At 74.4% G+C, this 14,758-nt stretch carries 13 protein-coding genes; 6 read left to right on the forward strand and 7 right to left on the reverse strand.

What is annotated here, in order from left to right; translation table 11 throughout:
• Positions 1 to 127: 127 nt before the first annotated feature.
• Positions 128 to 862 (forward strand): TetR/AcrR family transcriptional regulator, encoded by a 735-nt coding sequence (locus R2E43_RS01455; protein ID WP_319119829.1) that lies wholly within the window; start codon positions 128 to 130, stop codon positions 860 to 862.
• Positions 863 to 875: 13 nt separating this feature from the next.
• Here the strand turns inward: R2E43_RS01455 and R2E43_RS01460 are convergent, their stop codons facing one another.
• On the reverse strand, positions 876 to 1,823 hold the full coding sequence (locus R2E43_RS01460; protein ID WP_016328117.1) for a LysR family transcriptional regulator: 948 nt from the start codon (positions 1,821 to 1,823) through the stop codon (positions 876 to 878).
• A 107-nt stretch (positions 1,824 to 1,930) separates the two neighbouring features.
• Here R2E43_RS01460 and R2E43_RS01465 point away from each other — a divergent pair, with 107 nt between their 5' ends.
• Positions 1,931 to 3,244, forward strand: a complete 1,314-nt coding sequence (locus R2E43_RS01465) for an aspartate aminotransferase family protein (protein ID WP_003971608.1) — start codon at positions 1,931 to 1,933, stop codon at positions 3,242 to 3,244.
• 56 nt (positions 3,245 to 3,300) lie between these two features.
• On the opposite strand, the gene R2E43_RS01470 is transcribed toward R2E43_RS01465, so the two are convergent.
• The 4 genes from R2E43_RS01470 to R2E43_RS01485 all read right to left on the reverse strand — a co-directional run bounded on the left by R2E43_RS01470 (position 3,301) and on the right by R2E43_RS01485 (position 8,533).
• On the reverse strand, positions 3,301 to 5,520 hold the full coding sequence (locus R2E43_RS01470; RefSeq protein WP_332055820.1) for an MMPL family transporter: 2,220 nt from the start codon (positions 5,518 to 5,520) through the stop codon (positions 3,301 to 3,303).
• Positions 5,521 to 5,760: 240 nt separating this feature from the next.
• The gene (locus R2E43_RS01475; protein ID WP_189284029.1) at positions 5,761 to 6,324 is read right to left on the reverse strand and encodes a GerMN domain-containing protein; all 564 of its coding nucleotides are present in this window, start codon (positions 6,322 to 6,324) and stop codon (positions 5,761 to 5,763) included.
• Complete coding sequence (locus tag R2E43_RS01480) at positions 6,321 to 7,835, reverse strand: sensor histidine kinase (protein ID WP_030864292.1); 1,515 nt, start codon at positions 7,833 to 7,835, stop codon at positions 6,321 to 6,323. Before R2E43_RS01480 ends, R2E43_RS01475 begins: the two co-directional genes overlap by 4 nt.
• On the reverse strand, positions 7,832 to 8,533 hold the full coding sequence (locus R2E43_RS01485) for a response regulator transcription factor (protein WP_003971612.1): 702 nt from the start codon (positions 8,531 to 8,533) through the stop codon (positions 7,832 to 7,834). The genes R2E43_RS01480 and R2E43_RS01485 overlap by 4 nt, the downstream gene beginning before the upstream one ends.
• A gap of 175 nt (positions 8,534 to 8,708) precedes the next feature.
• On the opposite strand from R2E43_RS01485, the gene R2E43_RS01490 reads away from it, so the two are divergent.
• The 3 genes from R2E43_RS01490 (at position 8,709) to R2E43_RS01500 (ending at position 12,062) form a co-directional block, all read left to right on the forward strand.
• Complete coding sequence (locus tag R2E43_RS01490) at positions 8,709 to 9,548, forward strand: SGNH/GDSL hydrolase family protein (RefSeq protein WP_003971613.1); 840 nt, start codon at positions 8,709 to 8,711, stop codon at positions 9,546 to 9,548.
• 103 nt (positions 9,549 to 9,651) lie between these two features.
• Positions 9,652 to 10,908, forward strand: coding sequence for an acyltransferase family protein (locus R2E43_RS01495; RefSeq protein WP_332055821.1), 1,257 nt, complete (start codon positions 9,652 to 9,654; stop codon positions 10,906 to 10,908).
• A gap of 77 nt (positions 10,909 to 10,985) precedes the next feature.
• Positions 10,986 to 12,062 carry a MerR family transcriptional regulator gene (locus R2E43_RS01500; RefSeq protein WP_332057099.1) on the forward strand — a complete coding sequence of 359 codons (1,077 nt, stop codon included), beginning with the start codon at positions 10,986 to 10,988 and terminating at the stop codon, positions 12,060 to 12,062.
• A gap of 42 nt (positions 12,063 to 12,104) precedes the next feature.
• On the opposite strand, the gene R2E43_RS01505 is transcribed toward R2E43_RS01500, so the two are convergent.
• Both R2E43_RS01505 and R2E43_RS01510 read right to left on the reverse strand, forming a co-directional pair.
• A complete protein-coding gene (locus R2E43_RS01505) occupies positions 12,105 to 13,205 on the reverse strand; it encodes a winged helix DNA-binding domain-containing protein (RefSeq protein ID WP_191850314.1) in 1,101 nt (366 codons plus the stop codon).
• Entirely contained in the window at positions 13,202 to 13,624 is a 423-nt protein-coding gene (locus R2E43_RS01510) for a VOC family protein (protein WP_332055822.1), read from the reverse strand. Before R2E43_RS01510 ends, R2E43_RS01505 begins: the two co-directional genes overlap by 4 nt.
• A gap of 132 nt (positions 13,625 to 13,756) precedes the next feature.
• On the opposite strand from R2E43_RS01510, the gene R2E43_RS01515 reads away from it, so the two are divergent.
• Positions 13,757 to 14,758: a helix-turn-helix transcriptional regulator gene (locus R2E43_RS01515; RefSeq protein ID WP_332055823.1), complete on the forward strand. Its 1,002-nt coding sequence runs from the start codon at positions 13,757 to 13,759 to the stop codon at positions 14,756 to 14,758.

Raw genomic sequence — 14,758 nt, forward strand, 5'->3', positions numbered from 1 at the left:
CCCGCCCGTGCCCGCTTCCCCGGGGAGGGGAGGCGGGCACGGGTCGAGCACTTGGCGGCGTGAGACCTGCCTAACAGTGTTCGACTTTTGATGGACCATCAGTCCACGGCTCCCTAGGCTCGCGGCCATGCCCACAGAGCGACCCACCACCACCGCTCCCGTCTCCCTCCGCGAGCGGCGCCGGACCGCCGCGGCGCGGGAGATACTCGACGCCGCCGAGCAGCACATCGGCGAACACGGCCCCGCCGCCCTGTCGCTGCGCGCGGTCGCCCGCGGCCTCGGCATGACGGTGCAGGCGCTCTACCACTACTTCCCGAACCGCGACGCCCTGGTCACCGCCCTCATCACCAAGGCGTACGGCGAGCTGTCCGACGTGTTGCAGGCCGCCGCCGACAGCGTGCGCGCGGACCCCGCCACACCCCGTCCGGTCGCGGTGGCCGAGGCCTACCGAGGCTGGGGCGTCGCCCGTCCGGAGCACTTCCAGCTCCTCTACGGGACCCCGCTGCGCTACTACGCGGCACCCGCCGAGGGCCCGACCACGCAGGCGGTCCGCCGGATGGGCGCGATCTTCCAGCGCGAGCTGTTCGCCGGCTTCTCCCCGGCGCAGCTCGCCGCGGCCGAGGTCCCCGCGCTCTCGCCGTCCTACCGGGAGCATCTGGAACAGCTGCCCATGCACGCCCAGGGCGATCTGCCGCCCGCCGCGGCCTCCCTCTTCCTGAGCGCGTGGGGGCACGTGCACGGCCTGGTCGTCCTGGAGGTGTTCGGGCACACCGCGTTCCTGGGCGACCATCAGGCGGAGGTCTTCCGCACGTCGGTCCGGATGATGCTGGAGGACATCCACCGCCGGATCCCCGCCGCCTGAGCGAGCGCTGCTCTCAGGAGCGCGGGCCTGTCTCCCGGCCCTCGCGCGAGGGGGCGGGGGCGGACAGTGCCTCGATCTCGGGGTGGTCGCGCAGGGCGGTGATGACCGCGTTCACCGCGGCCCGCTGCGGGGCGCCGCGCCGCACCACCACGGCGACGTTGCGGTGCACCGGCGGGCTCAGCCGCCGGGTGACGACGGCGTGGTCCGCCGTGACCGCGAGGGCGGGCAGCAGGGCGATCGAACCGGTCGTCTCGACGTGCCGCAGCAGCATGAGGTAGTTGCTGAAGCGGCAGGCGACCCTGGGTTCGAACCCGGACTCACGGCACAGCCGCACGGTCAGGTCGGCCATGTACGACTGCGGCCGGTCGCAGGCCCAGGTCTCCTCCTTGCACGCCGCGAGGTCCACCGCGGCGCGGGCGGCCAGCGGATGGCCGTTCGGCAGCACCAGGAGGACGGGGTCGCTGCCGAGCGACATGACGTCGAGGTCGGTGCCCCACGTCAGGCCCGAGTAGTCGGTGGTGGTGACGATGACGTCGGCCTCGCCGGAGCGCAGGGCGGGGCCGCTCTCGTGCGGTTCCATCTCGACGAGTTCCAGGCGCAGGTGCGGATGGGTGGTGGCCAGCCGGTTCGCCGCCGGGACGGCGAGGCTGTAGATCGCGCTCTGGAACACGGCGAGCCGGACGGTGCCGATGGGCTCGTCGTTCAGGGCGCGCAGTTCGGCCTCGACGTCGGCCATCCGGTCGAGGATCTCCCGGGCCCGGCGGGCCAGCAGGAGTCCGGCCGGGGTCAGCCGCACCCGCCGCCCGGTCCGCTCGATGAGCCGGCACCGGGTCTCGGTCTCCAGCACCGCCAGCTGCTGGGAGACCGTCGACGCGCTCAGGTGCAGGGTGTCGGCGACCGCGCGGACGGTACCGAGCGTGTCGAGCTGGCTGAGCAGGTGCAGTCGTCCGGAGTTGAGCACGGAGCCGATGGTACGGCGCACCTCGGCCGTCTGTACGGTTCTGGCTTACAGCACCGTCGAATCTGTGCGATGGACACGCGCAGCGGCCCGTCCCTACCGTCGGTCGCATGCCTTCCGAGACTTCCGGCGCCGACCTGGGGCGCCACCTGATCCGCTACTCCGGCCACGCGCCCTTCTCCCCGGAGGTCGTCGTGCGCGCCGCGGGCACCTCCGTCTTCACGGAGAGCGGCCGTGAGCTGCTGGACTTCACGTCCGGTCAGATGAGTGCCATCCTCGGGCACTCCCATCCGGCGATCGTCTCGACGGTGCGCGAGCAGGTCGCGCACCTCGACCACCTGCACAGCGGCATGCTCAGCCGCCCGGTCGTCGAGCTGGCCCGCCGGCTCGCCGGGACCCTGCCCGCGCCGCTGGAGAAGGCGCTGCTGCTGACCACGGGGGCGGAGGCGAACGAGGCCGCGGTGCGGATGGCGAAGCTCGTCACCGGACGCCACGAGATCGTCTCCTTCGCCCGGTCCTGGCACGGCATGACCCAGGCCGCCGCGAACGCCACCTACAGTGCCGGACGCAAGGGCTACGGCCCCGCCGCGCCGGGCAACTTCGCGCTGCCCGTGCCGGACCGCTACCGGCCCTCCGTCGTCGGCGCGGACGGCGAGCTGGACTGGCGCCGCCAGCTGGACCTGGGTTTCGAGATGATCGACGCCCAGTCGGTCGGCAGCCTGGCCGCGTGCCTGGTCGAACCGATCCTCTCCTCGGGCGGCGTCGTCGAGCTTCCGCCGGGCTATCTCGCCGCCCTGGCGGACAAGTGCCGCGAGCGCGGGATGCTGCTGATCCTGGACGAGGCCCAGACGGGGCTGTGCCGGACCGGCGACTGGTACGCCTTCGAGCACGAGGGTGTCGTCCCGGACATCCTCACGCTGTCCAAGACGCTGGGCGCGGGGCTGCCGCTGGCCGCCGTGCTGACCAGCGCCGAGATCGAGCAGCGGGCGCACGAGCGCGGGTTCCTGTTCTTCACCACCCACGTCAACGACCCGCTGCCCGCCGCGGTGGGCAACACCGTCCTCGACGTCCTGGTCCGCGACCGGCTGGACGAGCGCGCCCGCAGGCTCGGCGCGGCGCTGCGGGAGGGCCTCGACAAGCTCGCCGCCCGCCACGAGGTGGTCGGCGACGTCCGGGGCCGGGGGCTGCTGCTGGGCATGGAGCTGGTCGGCGACCAGGTGCTGGGCGAGGGCGGCGCGGACCGTCTCGGCGCCGCCGTCACCCGGCGCTGCTTCGAGCTGGGGCTGCACATGAACATCGTCCAGCTCCCGGGGATGGGCGGGATCTTCCGTATCGCGCCCCCGCTGACCGCGAGCGACGACGAGATCGCCCGCGGCGTGGCCGTCCTCGACCAGGCACTCACCGACGCCGCCGGCGCCCTGTAGCCCGAAGGCCCCGGTGTCCTCGGGGTACGAGGACACCGGGGCCGGGTGTGCGTGGGTCAGACTCCGGCCGTCTCCGGCTCGCGGGCGGGCTCCGTGGGAGCGGCGGTGTCGCCGAGTTCCCGGTGCAGCTTCTCGCCCTCGACGTCGACGTTCGGCAGGACGCGGTCCAGCCACCTGGGAAGCCACCACGCCTTGGTGCCGAGCAGTGCGAGCACCGCGGGCACGATGGCCATGCGGACCACGAAGGCGTCGAAGAGCACCGCGATCGCGAGCCCGAAGCCCATCATCTTGATCATGGCGTCGTTCTCCAGGATGAAGCCGGAGAAGACGCTGATCATGATGATCGCGGCGGCCGCGACGACCCGGCCGCCGTGGGTGAAGCCCGTGGTGACGGACTCGGCGGCGGACTCTCCGTGGACGTACGCCTCCCGCATGCGGGTGACGAGGAAGACCTCGTAGTCCATGGCGAGGCCGAAGACCACGCCGATCATGAAGATCGGCATCATCGACATGATCGGGCCCGGCTGGTCCACGCCGAACACGTCGGCGAGCCAGCCCCACTGGAACACCGCGACCACCGCGCCGAGCGCCGCGGCCACCGAGAGCAGGAAGCCCAGGGCCGCCTTCAGCGGGACGAGGACCGAGCGGAACACCAGCATCAGGAGCAGGAAGGCGAGCCCGACGACCAGCGCCAGGTAGGGGATCAGCGCGTCGTCCAGGGTCTGCGAGAAGTCGATCGTCATCGCGGTCGCACCGGTGACCAGCATGGTCGCGCCGGTGTCGGCCCTGATGTCGCCGGACAGCGAGCGGATGTCGTGCACCAGCGACTCGGTGGCGACGTCGCTCGGGCCGGTCTTGGGCATCACGGTGAGGACGGCGGTGCCGCCCTCCTCGTTGAAGTTGGCCGGGGTGACGGCCGCGGCCTCGCCCAGTCCGGTGATCTTCTCGCCCACGGTGTCCGCGGCGGCCTTCGGGTCGTCCGCGCCGCGCGCGTCCACGGTGACCATCAGCGGGCCGTTGAACCCGGCCCCGAAGGACTCGGACAGCATGTCGTAGGCCTTGCGCTGGGTGGTGTCGGGGGCCGAGCTGCCCTCGTCGGGCAGGCCCAGCTCCATGCCGGCGGCCGGTACGGCGATCACGCCGAGGCCGAGGACCGCGGTCAGCAGGACGGTGACCGGGCGCCGCTGTACGAAGCGGGCCCACCGGGTGCCGAGCTTCGGCTTGCCGGAGGCGGCCCGAGCCCCGGCGGGAGCCTTGCGGTCCTTGCGGCTGAGCGCCCTCTTGCCGGCGAAGCCGAGCAGCGCCGGGGTGAGGGTGAGGGCGATCAGCACGGCGATGCCGACGGTGCCCGCGGCGGCCAGGCCCATCTTGGTGAGGATCGGGATGTTGACGATCGCGAGACCGGCCAGGGCCACGACGACGGTCAGTCCGGCGAAGACGACCGCGGAGCCCGCGGTGCCGACCGCTCGTCCGGCCGCCTCCTCCGGGGCACGGCCCTCGGAGATCTCCGCCCGGTAGCGCGAGACGATGAACAGCGCGTAGTCGATGGCGACCGCGAGGCCGATCATCATCGCGAGGGTGGAGGTCGTGGCGGACAGCTCCAGGGTGCTGCCGAGCGCCCCGATGGCGGAGATGCCGATGCCGACACCGATGATCGCCGAGAGCAGCGGCATGCCCGCCGCGACCAGTGAGCCGAAGGTCAGCAGGAGCACGATCGCGGCGACGCTGATGCCGATCAGCTCAGCGGTGCCGCCCATCTCCTGCTCGGCCACGACCGCGTCGCCGCCGGTCTCGACCGTGTACCCGCCCTCGCGCGCCCCGTCGGTGGCGGCCGTGAGCGAGTCGCGGGCCTCGTCGGTCAGCTCCATCGCGTTGACCTTGTAGGTCACCGAGGCGTAGGCGGTGGTGCCGTCCTTGCTGACGGCGTTCGCCTCGAACGGGTCGTCCACCGAGGAGACCTGCGGGCCGGCCTTCAGATCGGCGACCAGGTCCTTCACCCGGTCCTTGCCGGCCGCGTCGGAGATCTTCGCGCCCTCGGGGGCACGGATCACGACGCGGGCCGTGGCGCCCTCGGCGCTGGCGGCCGGGAACTGCTCGTCGAGCAGGTCGAACGCCTTCTGGGACTCGGTGCCCGGCATGGAGAAGGAGTCTTCGGGCGGGGCCGGCGCGGCGGACGAGGCGACGCCGGCGCCCACGAGTATGGCCACCCACAACAGGGCGACCAGGCCGCGGCGCCGGAACGCCCTCCGGCCGAGTCGATAGAGAAACGTAGCCACCTTTTGGACCAATCCGTCGGGTTACGGGCAGGACGAGGACCCGGCACATGGGGGGAAGGCGGAGGCGCTGACCGGGGTACACATCCATGCTCGCCCGGGGTTCCCGGCGTTTGATCCGACCCTGGGTCTGGACTGGCGTACTGCGTCGGGTGTAGTGGGGTGCCGTGCTCCTCTCCCCTCGGTGTAGATCACGAAGGTGGGTGTACTCCGCATTTCGTTGCCGCGGGCAGCCGACTCCGCTCAGCCGGTGACGGGCGTGGCGTTGCCGCCCGCACCGCAGCGCAGGGTCCAGGGCGTGGCGGCTCGGGTGCCGCTCTCGTGGATCCGGACGTCGACCCGCTCGGCGGGGCGGCCCCCCGGGACGTCGGCGTGGGCCGCGGTGCAGACCAGCTGGCTGACCGCGGTCACGTCGAGGTCGCCGGCGCTGACCCGGAGGGGCACGACGACGTCGACGGCGCCTTCGCTCGTGGTCGCGGTGAGCCGTCCGGCCGCTCTCGACTCGACGTGGGTGGTCAGGCCGCGCTCGCGCTCGGCCGGGGTGGGCCCGTCGAGGAGCAGGTCGAGGGCCTGCTGGGGGGCGAGAGGGGCGTCCGTCCGCCGGGTGACGGGGCGGGTGCCGTAGGGGCCGGCGAAGTACAGGCGCACGGTGCCGGCCTCGTCGCCCGGCCGCTGGACGCCGGAGGCGGGTGCCCCGGCCTGCACCGGGCCGGTGGTCCCGATGCCGCAGCCGGCGGTACCGGCGGCGAGCAGCACGGCGAGGGCGAGGGCGGCCCGATTCGGATGCGGGAAGTGGCGGGATGTCATGTCGTTCCCGGGGAGGAGGCGGCCCGCGGCAGGGTGAGGGTGAAGACGGCACCGCCGCCGGGGCGGTTGGCCGCGGCGAGGGTGCCGCCGTGCAGGGCCGCGTTCTCGTGGGCGATGGCGAGTCCGAGGCCACTGCCGCCGGAGCGGGGGCGTGCCGCGTCGGCCTTGTAGAAGCGGTCGAAGACGTACGGGAGCGCGTCGTCCGGGATGCCGGGCCCCCGGTCGGTGACGGTGACCCGGACCCGGTCGTCGCTCACGCGGACCGCCACCGTCACGGGCGGGCGTCCGTGGTGCAGCGCGTTGGCGACCAGGTTGCCGAGGACGACGTCGATCCGGCGGGGGTCGACGCGTACGGGTGCCGGTTCGGGCAGGTCGGCCCGGACCCGCTCGTCGTGGGCCCAGCCGCGCAGTTGCAGGGTCTTGGTCACAAGGGTGCGCAGGTCTACGTCCTCCCGGTGGACCGGGGCGGCCTTGGCGTCGAAGCGGGAGACCTCCATGAGGTCCTCCACCATGCGGGTCAGTGTGCGCACCTCCTCGCTGATCAGCCGGACGGCGTCCTCGGTGTCGGCGGGCAGCACACCCGAGGCGGCGTCCTCGTCGAGGACCTCGGTGACCGCGGCCATGGCGGCCAGCGGGGTGCGCAGTTCGTGGGCGACGTCGGCGGCGAAGCGGCGGGCGCCCGCCTCGAGCCGGCGCAGTTCGGCGGCGTCCTGCTCCAGGGTCTCGGCCATGGTGTTGAACGAGCGGGTCAGGTCGGCGAGTTCGTCGTGCCCCGCGGTGTCCAGGCGCGTGTCCAGCTCCCCGGCCGCGATGCGTTCGGCGCCGTGGCGCAGCCGTCGGACGGGCCGCAGGACGCTGCGCGCCGCCACCAGGGCCGGGACGAGGGCGAGGGCGAGCGCGGGGACGGCACCGGCCTGGGCGGCGGTGACCAGGGCGTCGATGTCGGCCCGGTCGTCGTCGAGGGGGAAGACGGCGTACACGGTCAGCCCGGAGAGCGTGTCCGTGGCCGGGTCCCCGTTCCCGGCTTCGTCGGAGGTGTAGGCGACGGGCATGCCGAGCGCCAGCCACGGGCGGCCGTCGTGTTCGGTCCGCTGGTGGACGGCCCGGCCGGTGTCCCGCACGCTCTCCCGCAGCTCGTCGGGGACGGGCGGCGTGCCCCGGGAGGCCGAGACCGGTTCGCCGCCCCGGTAGGAGGCGGACGCGTGCCAGGCCCGAGCCCCGCCGGCCTGGTCGATCTGGCCGGTGAGCCCGCGCAGGTCCTCGGTGGTGGGCGGGAGGGCCAGGTCGGGAGCGAGGGAGTCGAGCTGGCTGCGCAGATCCGCGACGGCGGTCTCCGCGGCGCGGTCGAGGATGGCCGCGCGGGCCCGGTGGAAGGTGAAGCCGGCGGTGACCACGGCGCCGAAGGCGGCGGCCAGGAGAAAGGCGACGACCAGCCGGGCCCGCAGACCGCGGGGCGTGTGCCGCCGAAGTCTGCCCGCGGCGAGCCGCAGCGGTGGCCGCGACCGGCTCACAGCGGACCGAACCGGTAGCCGAAGCCGCGCACGGTCTGTACGTACACCGGTTTGCGCGGGTCGTCCTCGATACGGGCACGCAGCCGCATGACGCAGGCGTCGACGAGGCGGACGTCGCCGTAGAAGGAGTGTTCCCAGACCTGCTCCAGCAGTTGCTGGCGCGAGTACACCTGCCCGGGGGTCGCGGTGAGGAACAGCAGGAGCTTCAGTTCCGAGGGGGCCAGGGGCAGCTCGGTGCCGTGCTTGGCCACGACCAGGGTGGTGCGGTCCACCGTGAGGTCCGCGTGCCGCTCGGGGCCGGCGTCGGCCGGATCCCGGCTGCCGCCGTCCTGGGCGGGCGCGACCCGGCGCAGGACCGCTCTGATCCGCGCCTCCAGCAGCTCGGCGCCCGCCGGTTTGACGATGTAGTCGTCGGCGCCCGCCTCCAGGCCGACGACCATGTCGATCTCGTCGCCCCGCGCCGAGAGGATGATGATCGGGATCCGTTTGCTCTCCCGGATCCGGCGGCACACCTCCAGACCGCTCATGTTCGGCAGCATCAGGTCGAGGAGCACCAGGTCGGGCCGGTGCCGCTCCAGCGTCAGCAGGCCGGTCTCCCCGCTGCCCGCGACCGCCACCTCGTGCCCCCGGCGTTTCAGCGCGAGCGAGACGCCTCTCTGCACCGCGGGGTCGTCTTCGATGAGCAGGACTCGTGCCATGGGGGTGCGCTCTTCTCCGGTTTCCTCGGCTCGGCTTCCGCGATCCGGTTTCCCCGGCCCGGCGGCGGCCGTCTGCTGCCAGCGTGCTCGAAGCGTATGACGCCTGGTTCCGCGTCATGTGAGGAAACGATGACAGCCCTCCCCGGGCCGGGCGCGGGTGGCCTGTGCTGGAGGCATGGACAACGAGATCAACTCCAGCGGGCGGTCGCTGCCCGCCCGCCACGCCGTCGGACACGCCCTCGTGGCCGCGGCCGTGGCACTTGCCCTGACCGGCTGTCAGGGCTCCGGCACCGGCGTCGAGGTCTCCGCGAGCGACGGCGCGGCGGCCGGCACCCCGGACGGCGGGACGAACTCCTCCGACGGGAAGCGGGACGACGGTCCGCGACGCCTGCTGTGGATGGGCGACTCCATCGGCGAGGCCCAGGCGCCCGCCCTCGGCGCGGCCATGAAGGCCGGAGGCGTCGCGTTCAGGTCGGTGGCCGCCGCCGGCGGCGGCGGTGTCGTCGGCGAGATCGCGGCGCCCACCTGGGACGGCCTGCCGAAGACGCTGAAGTCCTTCGCGCCGGACGTCGTCGCCTACCAGGTCACCACCTACGACTGGGGCACCCCGGCCGAACAGCGCGCGGCCTACGAGCGCCTGGTGAAAACGGTGAACGAGGCGGGGGCCGACCTCCTCCTCGTCTCCGCCCCGCCCTTCAAGGTCGACGACTTCTACCGGCCGCACGAGGCGGAGATCGCGTCCGCGCCGCGGTCCGCGAAGAGTGTGGCCGAGAAGCACCCGGACACGGCGGGCTTCCTCGACGCCGCCGCCCTGTGGGGCGACGACAGCGCTTCCGAGCGGGCGCAGCGCAGCGAGGACGGCATCCACTCCTGCCAGCAGGGCTCGGCGGCGTTCGCCGTCTGGTTCGGCGAGCAGTTGGAGAAGCGGTACGGCTTCGACCCGGCCGCCGCCGACGCGTGGGCCACCGGCGACTGGACCGGCGCGAAGGTCTACAGCCGGCTCGGCTGCGCGTAGTCCCCCGGCGGACCCGGCCCGCGCACCCGCACGCCCGCGCACCGCGCGGCGGTCGCGGGCCGGGGGCCCCTCGCCGCCCCGCCCCTTCGACGGAGACCAGCCCATGCCCCTGCCGCCCACCCCCTCCCCCGCCCACCGCCGCGCCCGCGCCGCCCCCTCCCCCGTGCCGCGGCCGTCACGGCGGCACATCGCCCCGCTCGACGGCCTGCGCGGCGTCGCCGTCCTGGGCGTGCTGTTCTTCCACGCCGGTCATTTCGACGGCGGGTTCCTCGGCGTCGACCTCTTCCTCGTCCTGTCCGGCTTCCTCATCACGGGCCTGCTGCTGAAGGAGGCGCGGGCCCGTGACGGCCGGATCGACCTGCTCGCCTTCTGGGGCCGGCGCGCGAGGCGGCTGCTGCCGGCGCTCGCGGTCGTGCTCGCCGGGACCCTGCTCCTGGTGTGGGCCCTCGGCCCGCCGAACCTGCTCCGGTACGCCCTCGACGACGGACCGTGGGTGGCCGCGAACCTTGCCAACTGGCACTTCGTGGCCGACCGGGTCGGCTACTGGGACTCGGCCGGCACCAGGGTCTTCAGCCATCTGTGGAGCATCGCGGTCGAGGAGCAGTTCTACGTGGTGTGGCCGCTGGTGCTCTGCCTGACGGCCCGTGGCCGGGGCGGCGGACGGCGGGTGGCCGCCGTGGCCGCGGCCGGGGCCGCCGCGTCCCTGGTCCTGATGGTCGTCCTCACCACGCCGGCCGACACCACCCGGGTCTACGAGGGCACCGACACCCGCGCCTTCTCGCTCCTGCTCGGAGCGCTGGCGGCCACCGAGCCCGCCGCGCGTCTGGTCTCCCGCCTCGGCGAACGCGCGGCGGGCAGGTGGAGCCTCGCCCTGGCGGCGGGCATCGGGGCGTACTGGATCACGGCCGACGGCCAGAACTCCCCCTCCGTCTTCCGGGGCGGGCTGTTCCTCCACGCCCTGGCCGCCGCCCTGCTCATCGCGTGCCTGGCCCGGGCTCCCCGCACACCGGCCGGGCGCTTCCTCGCCGCCGCGCCGCTGCGCCGGCTCGGCACGGTCTCCTACAGTCTGTATCTCTGGCACTGGCCCGTGTACCTGCTGCTGAGCGAGGAACGGCTCGGCCTCGAGGGGGCTCCCCGCACGGCGGTGCTGCTCGCCGTGTCGGTGGCGCTCGCCGTGCTCTCCAAGGTCCTGGTGGAGGACCCGGTCCGGTTCCGGGCCCGCTGGGCGAAGGGCCGCACCGGGGCGGTCGCCCTCGTCGCCGCCTTCGCCGCGCTGGCCGCGCTGTGGACGGCGGTCCCCCAGCCGCGAACCGGGGAGGGCTCGGTCGACGTCACACGTCTCGGGCCGGGCGGCGGTTGACCTTCACCTCGGGGCAGGCCGCAGCATCGGTGTCACCGGGCGACGCGCCCGGTACGAGGAGGAGTGGGCACGTGGACGTGGAGTTGCTGACCATAGGGGCGTTCGCGAAGGCGACCCGGCTGTCGCCGAAGGCGCTGCGGCTCTACGACGAGCTGGGCCTGCTGCCGCCCGCCCGCGTCGACCCGGTCACCGGCTACCGCCGCTACGCCCCGGAACAGGTGCAACGGGCCCGGCTCGTGGCCTGGCTGCGCCGCCTGGGGATGCCGTTGGCCCGCATCCGGCACGTGTGCTCGCTGGACGCGGGAGCGGCGGCCGGGGAGGTCCGTGCCTTCTGGGCACGGGCCGAGGCCGAGACCGCCGCCCGACGGGACCTGGCCGCCTTCCTCGTCGACCACCTGACCCGGAAGGATCCCGCCATGTCTGCCACCCCTCCCGCCCTGGGCATGCGCTACGCCGCCGCCTCCGACACCGGCCTGGTCCGCGAGAGCAACCAGGACACCGCCTACGCCGGTTCCCGCCTGCTGGCCGTCGCCGACGGCTTCGGCGACGAGGGCGCTCCGGCGAGCGCCGCCGCCGTCGAGTCGCTGCGGCGGCTGGAGAGCGGCGGTGTCCCGGCGGACGGTCTCCTCAACGTCCTCGCGGACGCGGTGGAGGAGGCCGAGCGGGCCGTGCACGACGCCGTGGGCTCCGGTCCCGCGCGGCAGCAGGCCGGTACGACCCTCACCGCGATGCTCTGGACGGGGTCGCAGCTGGGCCTCGTCCACATCGGCGACTCGCGCGTGTATCTGCTGCGCGACGGGGAGCTGTTCCAGATCACGCACGACCACACCGTGGTGCAGTCGATGGTCGACGAGGGCCGCATCACGCCGGAGGAGGCCGCGTCCCACCCCCAGCGGTCGCTGCTGGTGCGGGCCCTGGGCCGGGGAGCCGACGCCACCGCGGAGATGCGTCTGCAGGACGCCCGGCCCGGGGACCGCTGCCTGCTCTGCTCCGACGGCCTGTCGGCGGTGGTGCCGGGCGAGGAGATCCGCCGGGTGCTGGCCGCCCCGGGTGAGCCCGGGGCGACCGTCCGGGAACTGGTGGCCCTCGCCAACGGGTCCGGCGGTCCCGACAACGTCAGCTGCGTCGTCGCCGACGTCGTGCCCGGGGCGTGACGCCGCCGGGCGCCGAGCCTTCACGCGGGCCGGCCCGGCCGCTCAGGGCGGTGCCGCCCCGACCGTGGCACGGTCGCTCCCGCCCTCGGAGAGGAAGGACGCGAGGGCCTGCCCCTCCGCGGCGACCTCGGCGCGCTCCGGCCGGGTGAGCCGGCGCAGCGGGGCGACGGTCACCGTGCCGTCCTTGACGGTCCAGGTCGCCGAGACCCTCCCGTCGACGAGGACGAAGCGGGCGCCGGTGACCGACAGGCCGCGGTGCGGGTCGTCGATGATCCGGCCGCGGTCCTGGTAGCCGAGGACCGCGTTGTCGAAGGCGGGCAGGAACCGCACCGGTGCCGGGGTGCCGGGGTCGGGCCGCGGGGCGTCGGGCAGGTCCAGCAGTTCCCGGCCCCGCTCGTCGCGGAAGGAGACCAGTTCTCCGCGCACCGCCGCGACCGCGGCCGGCAGCCCCGCGAGCCCGCACCAGGCACGCAGGTCCGCCGAGGCGGCCGGCCCGAACGCGGCCAGGTAGCGCCGTACCAGCTCCTCCCCGACCGGATCGGTGCCCGGCGGGGCCGGCGGGTCCACCTCGCGGCCCAGCCAGTCGGCCACCGGGGCGTTGCGTACCCCGGCCCTGGTGCGCCACAGTCCGCGCGGCGGCAACTGCACCGTCGGGATCAGCGCGGCGACCAGCAGCTCCCCCAGCGGCCGCGGTCCCGCGTCCGGCCACCGCGCGGCCACGGCGCGGGCGAGGTCCCCCATCGAGCGGGGCTCGCCGTCGGCCAGGACCGCGCGGCCCGCCGCCGCGAGCTCGTCGAGGTCGACCCCGGCGAGCTCGCGGCGGTAGGTGCCGAGGACGCGTCCGCGCAGCATGGCGTCGTGGCGCGACCGCCAGGCCAGTACGTCCTCGGCGGTGACGAGATGGACGGTGCGGCGCATCAGGTGGGTCCGCACCACCCGACGCCCGGTCAGCAGGTCGTCGAGCGCCCGCGGGGCGAAGTCGCGCAGCCGCGACCACAGCCCGACGAACGGTTCCTGCGGCTCCTGTGCCTGCATGCCGCCGAGGTGCGCGACGGCGCCGAGCACCGGGTGGTCCGCGCGGTCGAGCAGCAACTGCCGGGCGAGGGCCGCCCGGTTCAGCGACCGGGCGTCGAGCACGCTCACGCGTTGTACTCGCTCACGACGTCCAGGACCCAGGTGACGCCGAACCGGTCCCGCAGCATGCCGTACAGGGGCGCCCACGGGGCGGCCCCGAGCGGCCGCAGGACGGTCGCGTCCTCGGCCAGCCTCTCCCAGTACGCGGTGATCTCCTCGGTGGTCTCACCCCGGACGGAGACGAAGAACGCGTTCTCGCCCTGGTGGTAGGGCAGGTCGGACGGCACGTCGTAGGCCATCACGCTCGGGCCGTCGGCGGTGGACACCTGGCCGAACATCACCTGGTCGGCCGCGGCGGGATCCCGGACGTCGCCGGCGTCCTTGTACGTCACCACTGTCAGGTCCCCGCCGAACGCGGCCCGGTAGAAGGTGAGGGCTTCGCGGGCGTCGCCGCGGAAGGTGAGGTGGGTCACGGCTTTGGCGGTCACGACGGGCTCCTTGTCATCACGGGGGACGGCCCCGCGGTGCGGGCCGTCGCGGGACCGGTCCGGCCCCGCGGTGCCCACTCTGCTTCAGGTAGCGGTCAGGTTGTGGCCGCTATGTGCGCCAGCATGGTGGTCATGCAGAAGACCTCGGCCCGGCTGCTGTCCCTGCTCTCGCTGCTCCAGGCCCGCCGGGACTGGCCCGGCGCGGTGCTCGCCGAGCGGCTGGACGTCAGCGCGCGCACGCTGCGCCGCGACGTCGACCGGCTGCGGGAGCTGGGCTACCCCGTCCGGGCGGTGAAGGGCCCCGACGGCGGCTACCGCCTGGACGCCGGGACGCGGTTGCCCCCGCTGCTCTTCGACGACGAGCAGGCGGTCGCCCTCGCGGTCGCGCTGCGGACCGCCGCGGCCACCGGCGCCGGGATCGAGGACGGGGCCGAGCGCGCCCTGACCACGCTGCGCCAGCTCATGCCCGCCCGGCTGCGGCACCGGATCGACGCCCTCGAGGTCACCTCCGTCACACGGTCCGCGCCCCGGCCGCAGCCCCAGACGGACACCGGGGTCCTGATGGCGCTCAGCGCCGCCGTCCAGGCACGCGAGGTGCTGCGCTTCGACCATGCCCCGGCCCGCGCCGCGGCCACCGCAGCCGAGGAGGCGCCGCCCCCGCGCCGGGTGGAGCCGCACCATCTCGTCGCCCGGGGTGGGCGCTGGTACCTGGTCGCCTGGGACCTGGACCGCGAGGACTGGCGGGTCTTCCGCGCCGACCGGATCACCCCGCGCACGCCCACCGGACCGCGCTTCACGCCCCGGGAGCTGCCCGGCGGGGACGTGGCCGCCTTCCTGACCGGCAGGTTCCGCGGCTCGGACGGCTCCGGGGACTGGCCCTGCCGCGGCACGGCCGTACTCCGCCTGCCCGCGTCCGCGGTGTCCCCGCACGCCGCCGACGGGACGGTCGAGGAGCTGGGTCCCGACCGTTGCCGGCTCACCATGGGCGCCTGGTCGTGGCCCTCGCTCGCGGCCGCCTTCTGCCTCTACGACGCCGACATCGAGGTGGTCGGCCCGCCCGCGCTCGAGGAGGCGTTCGCCGGGCTGGCCGACCGCTGTGCCGGGGCCGTCGCGAAGCGGCCCCGGCGACGGTGA

Origin of the sequence: Streptomyces violaceoruber, assembly GCF_033406955.1 — a bacterium.
Lineage (GTDB): Bacteria > Actinomycetota > Actinomycetes > Streptomycetales > Streptomycetaceae > Streptomyces > Streptomyces violaceoruber.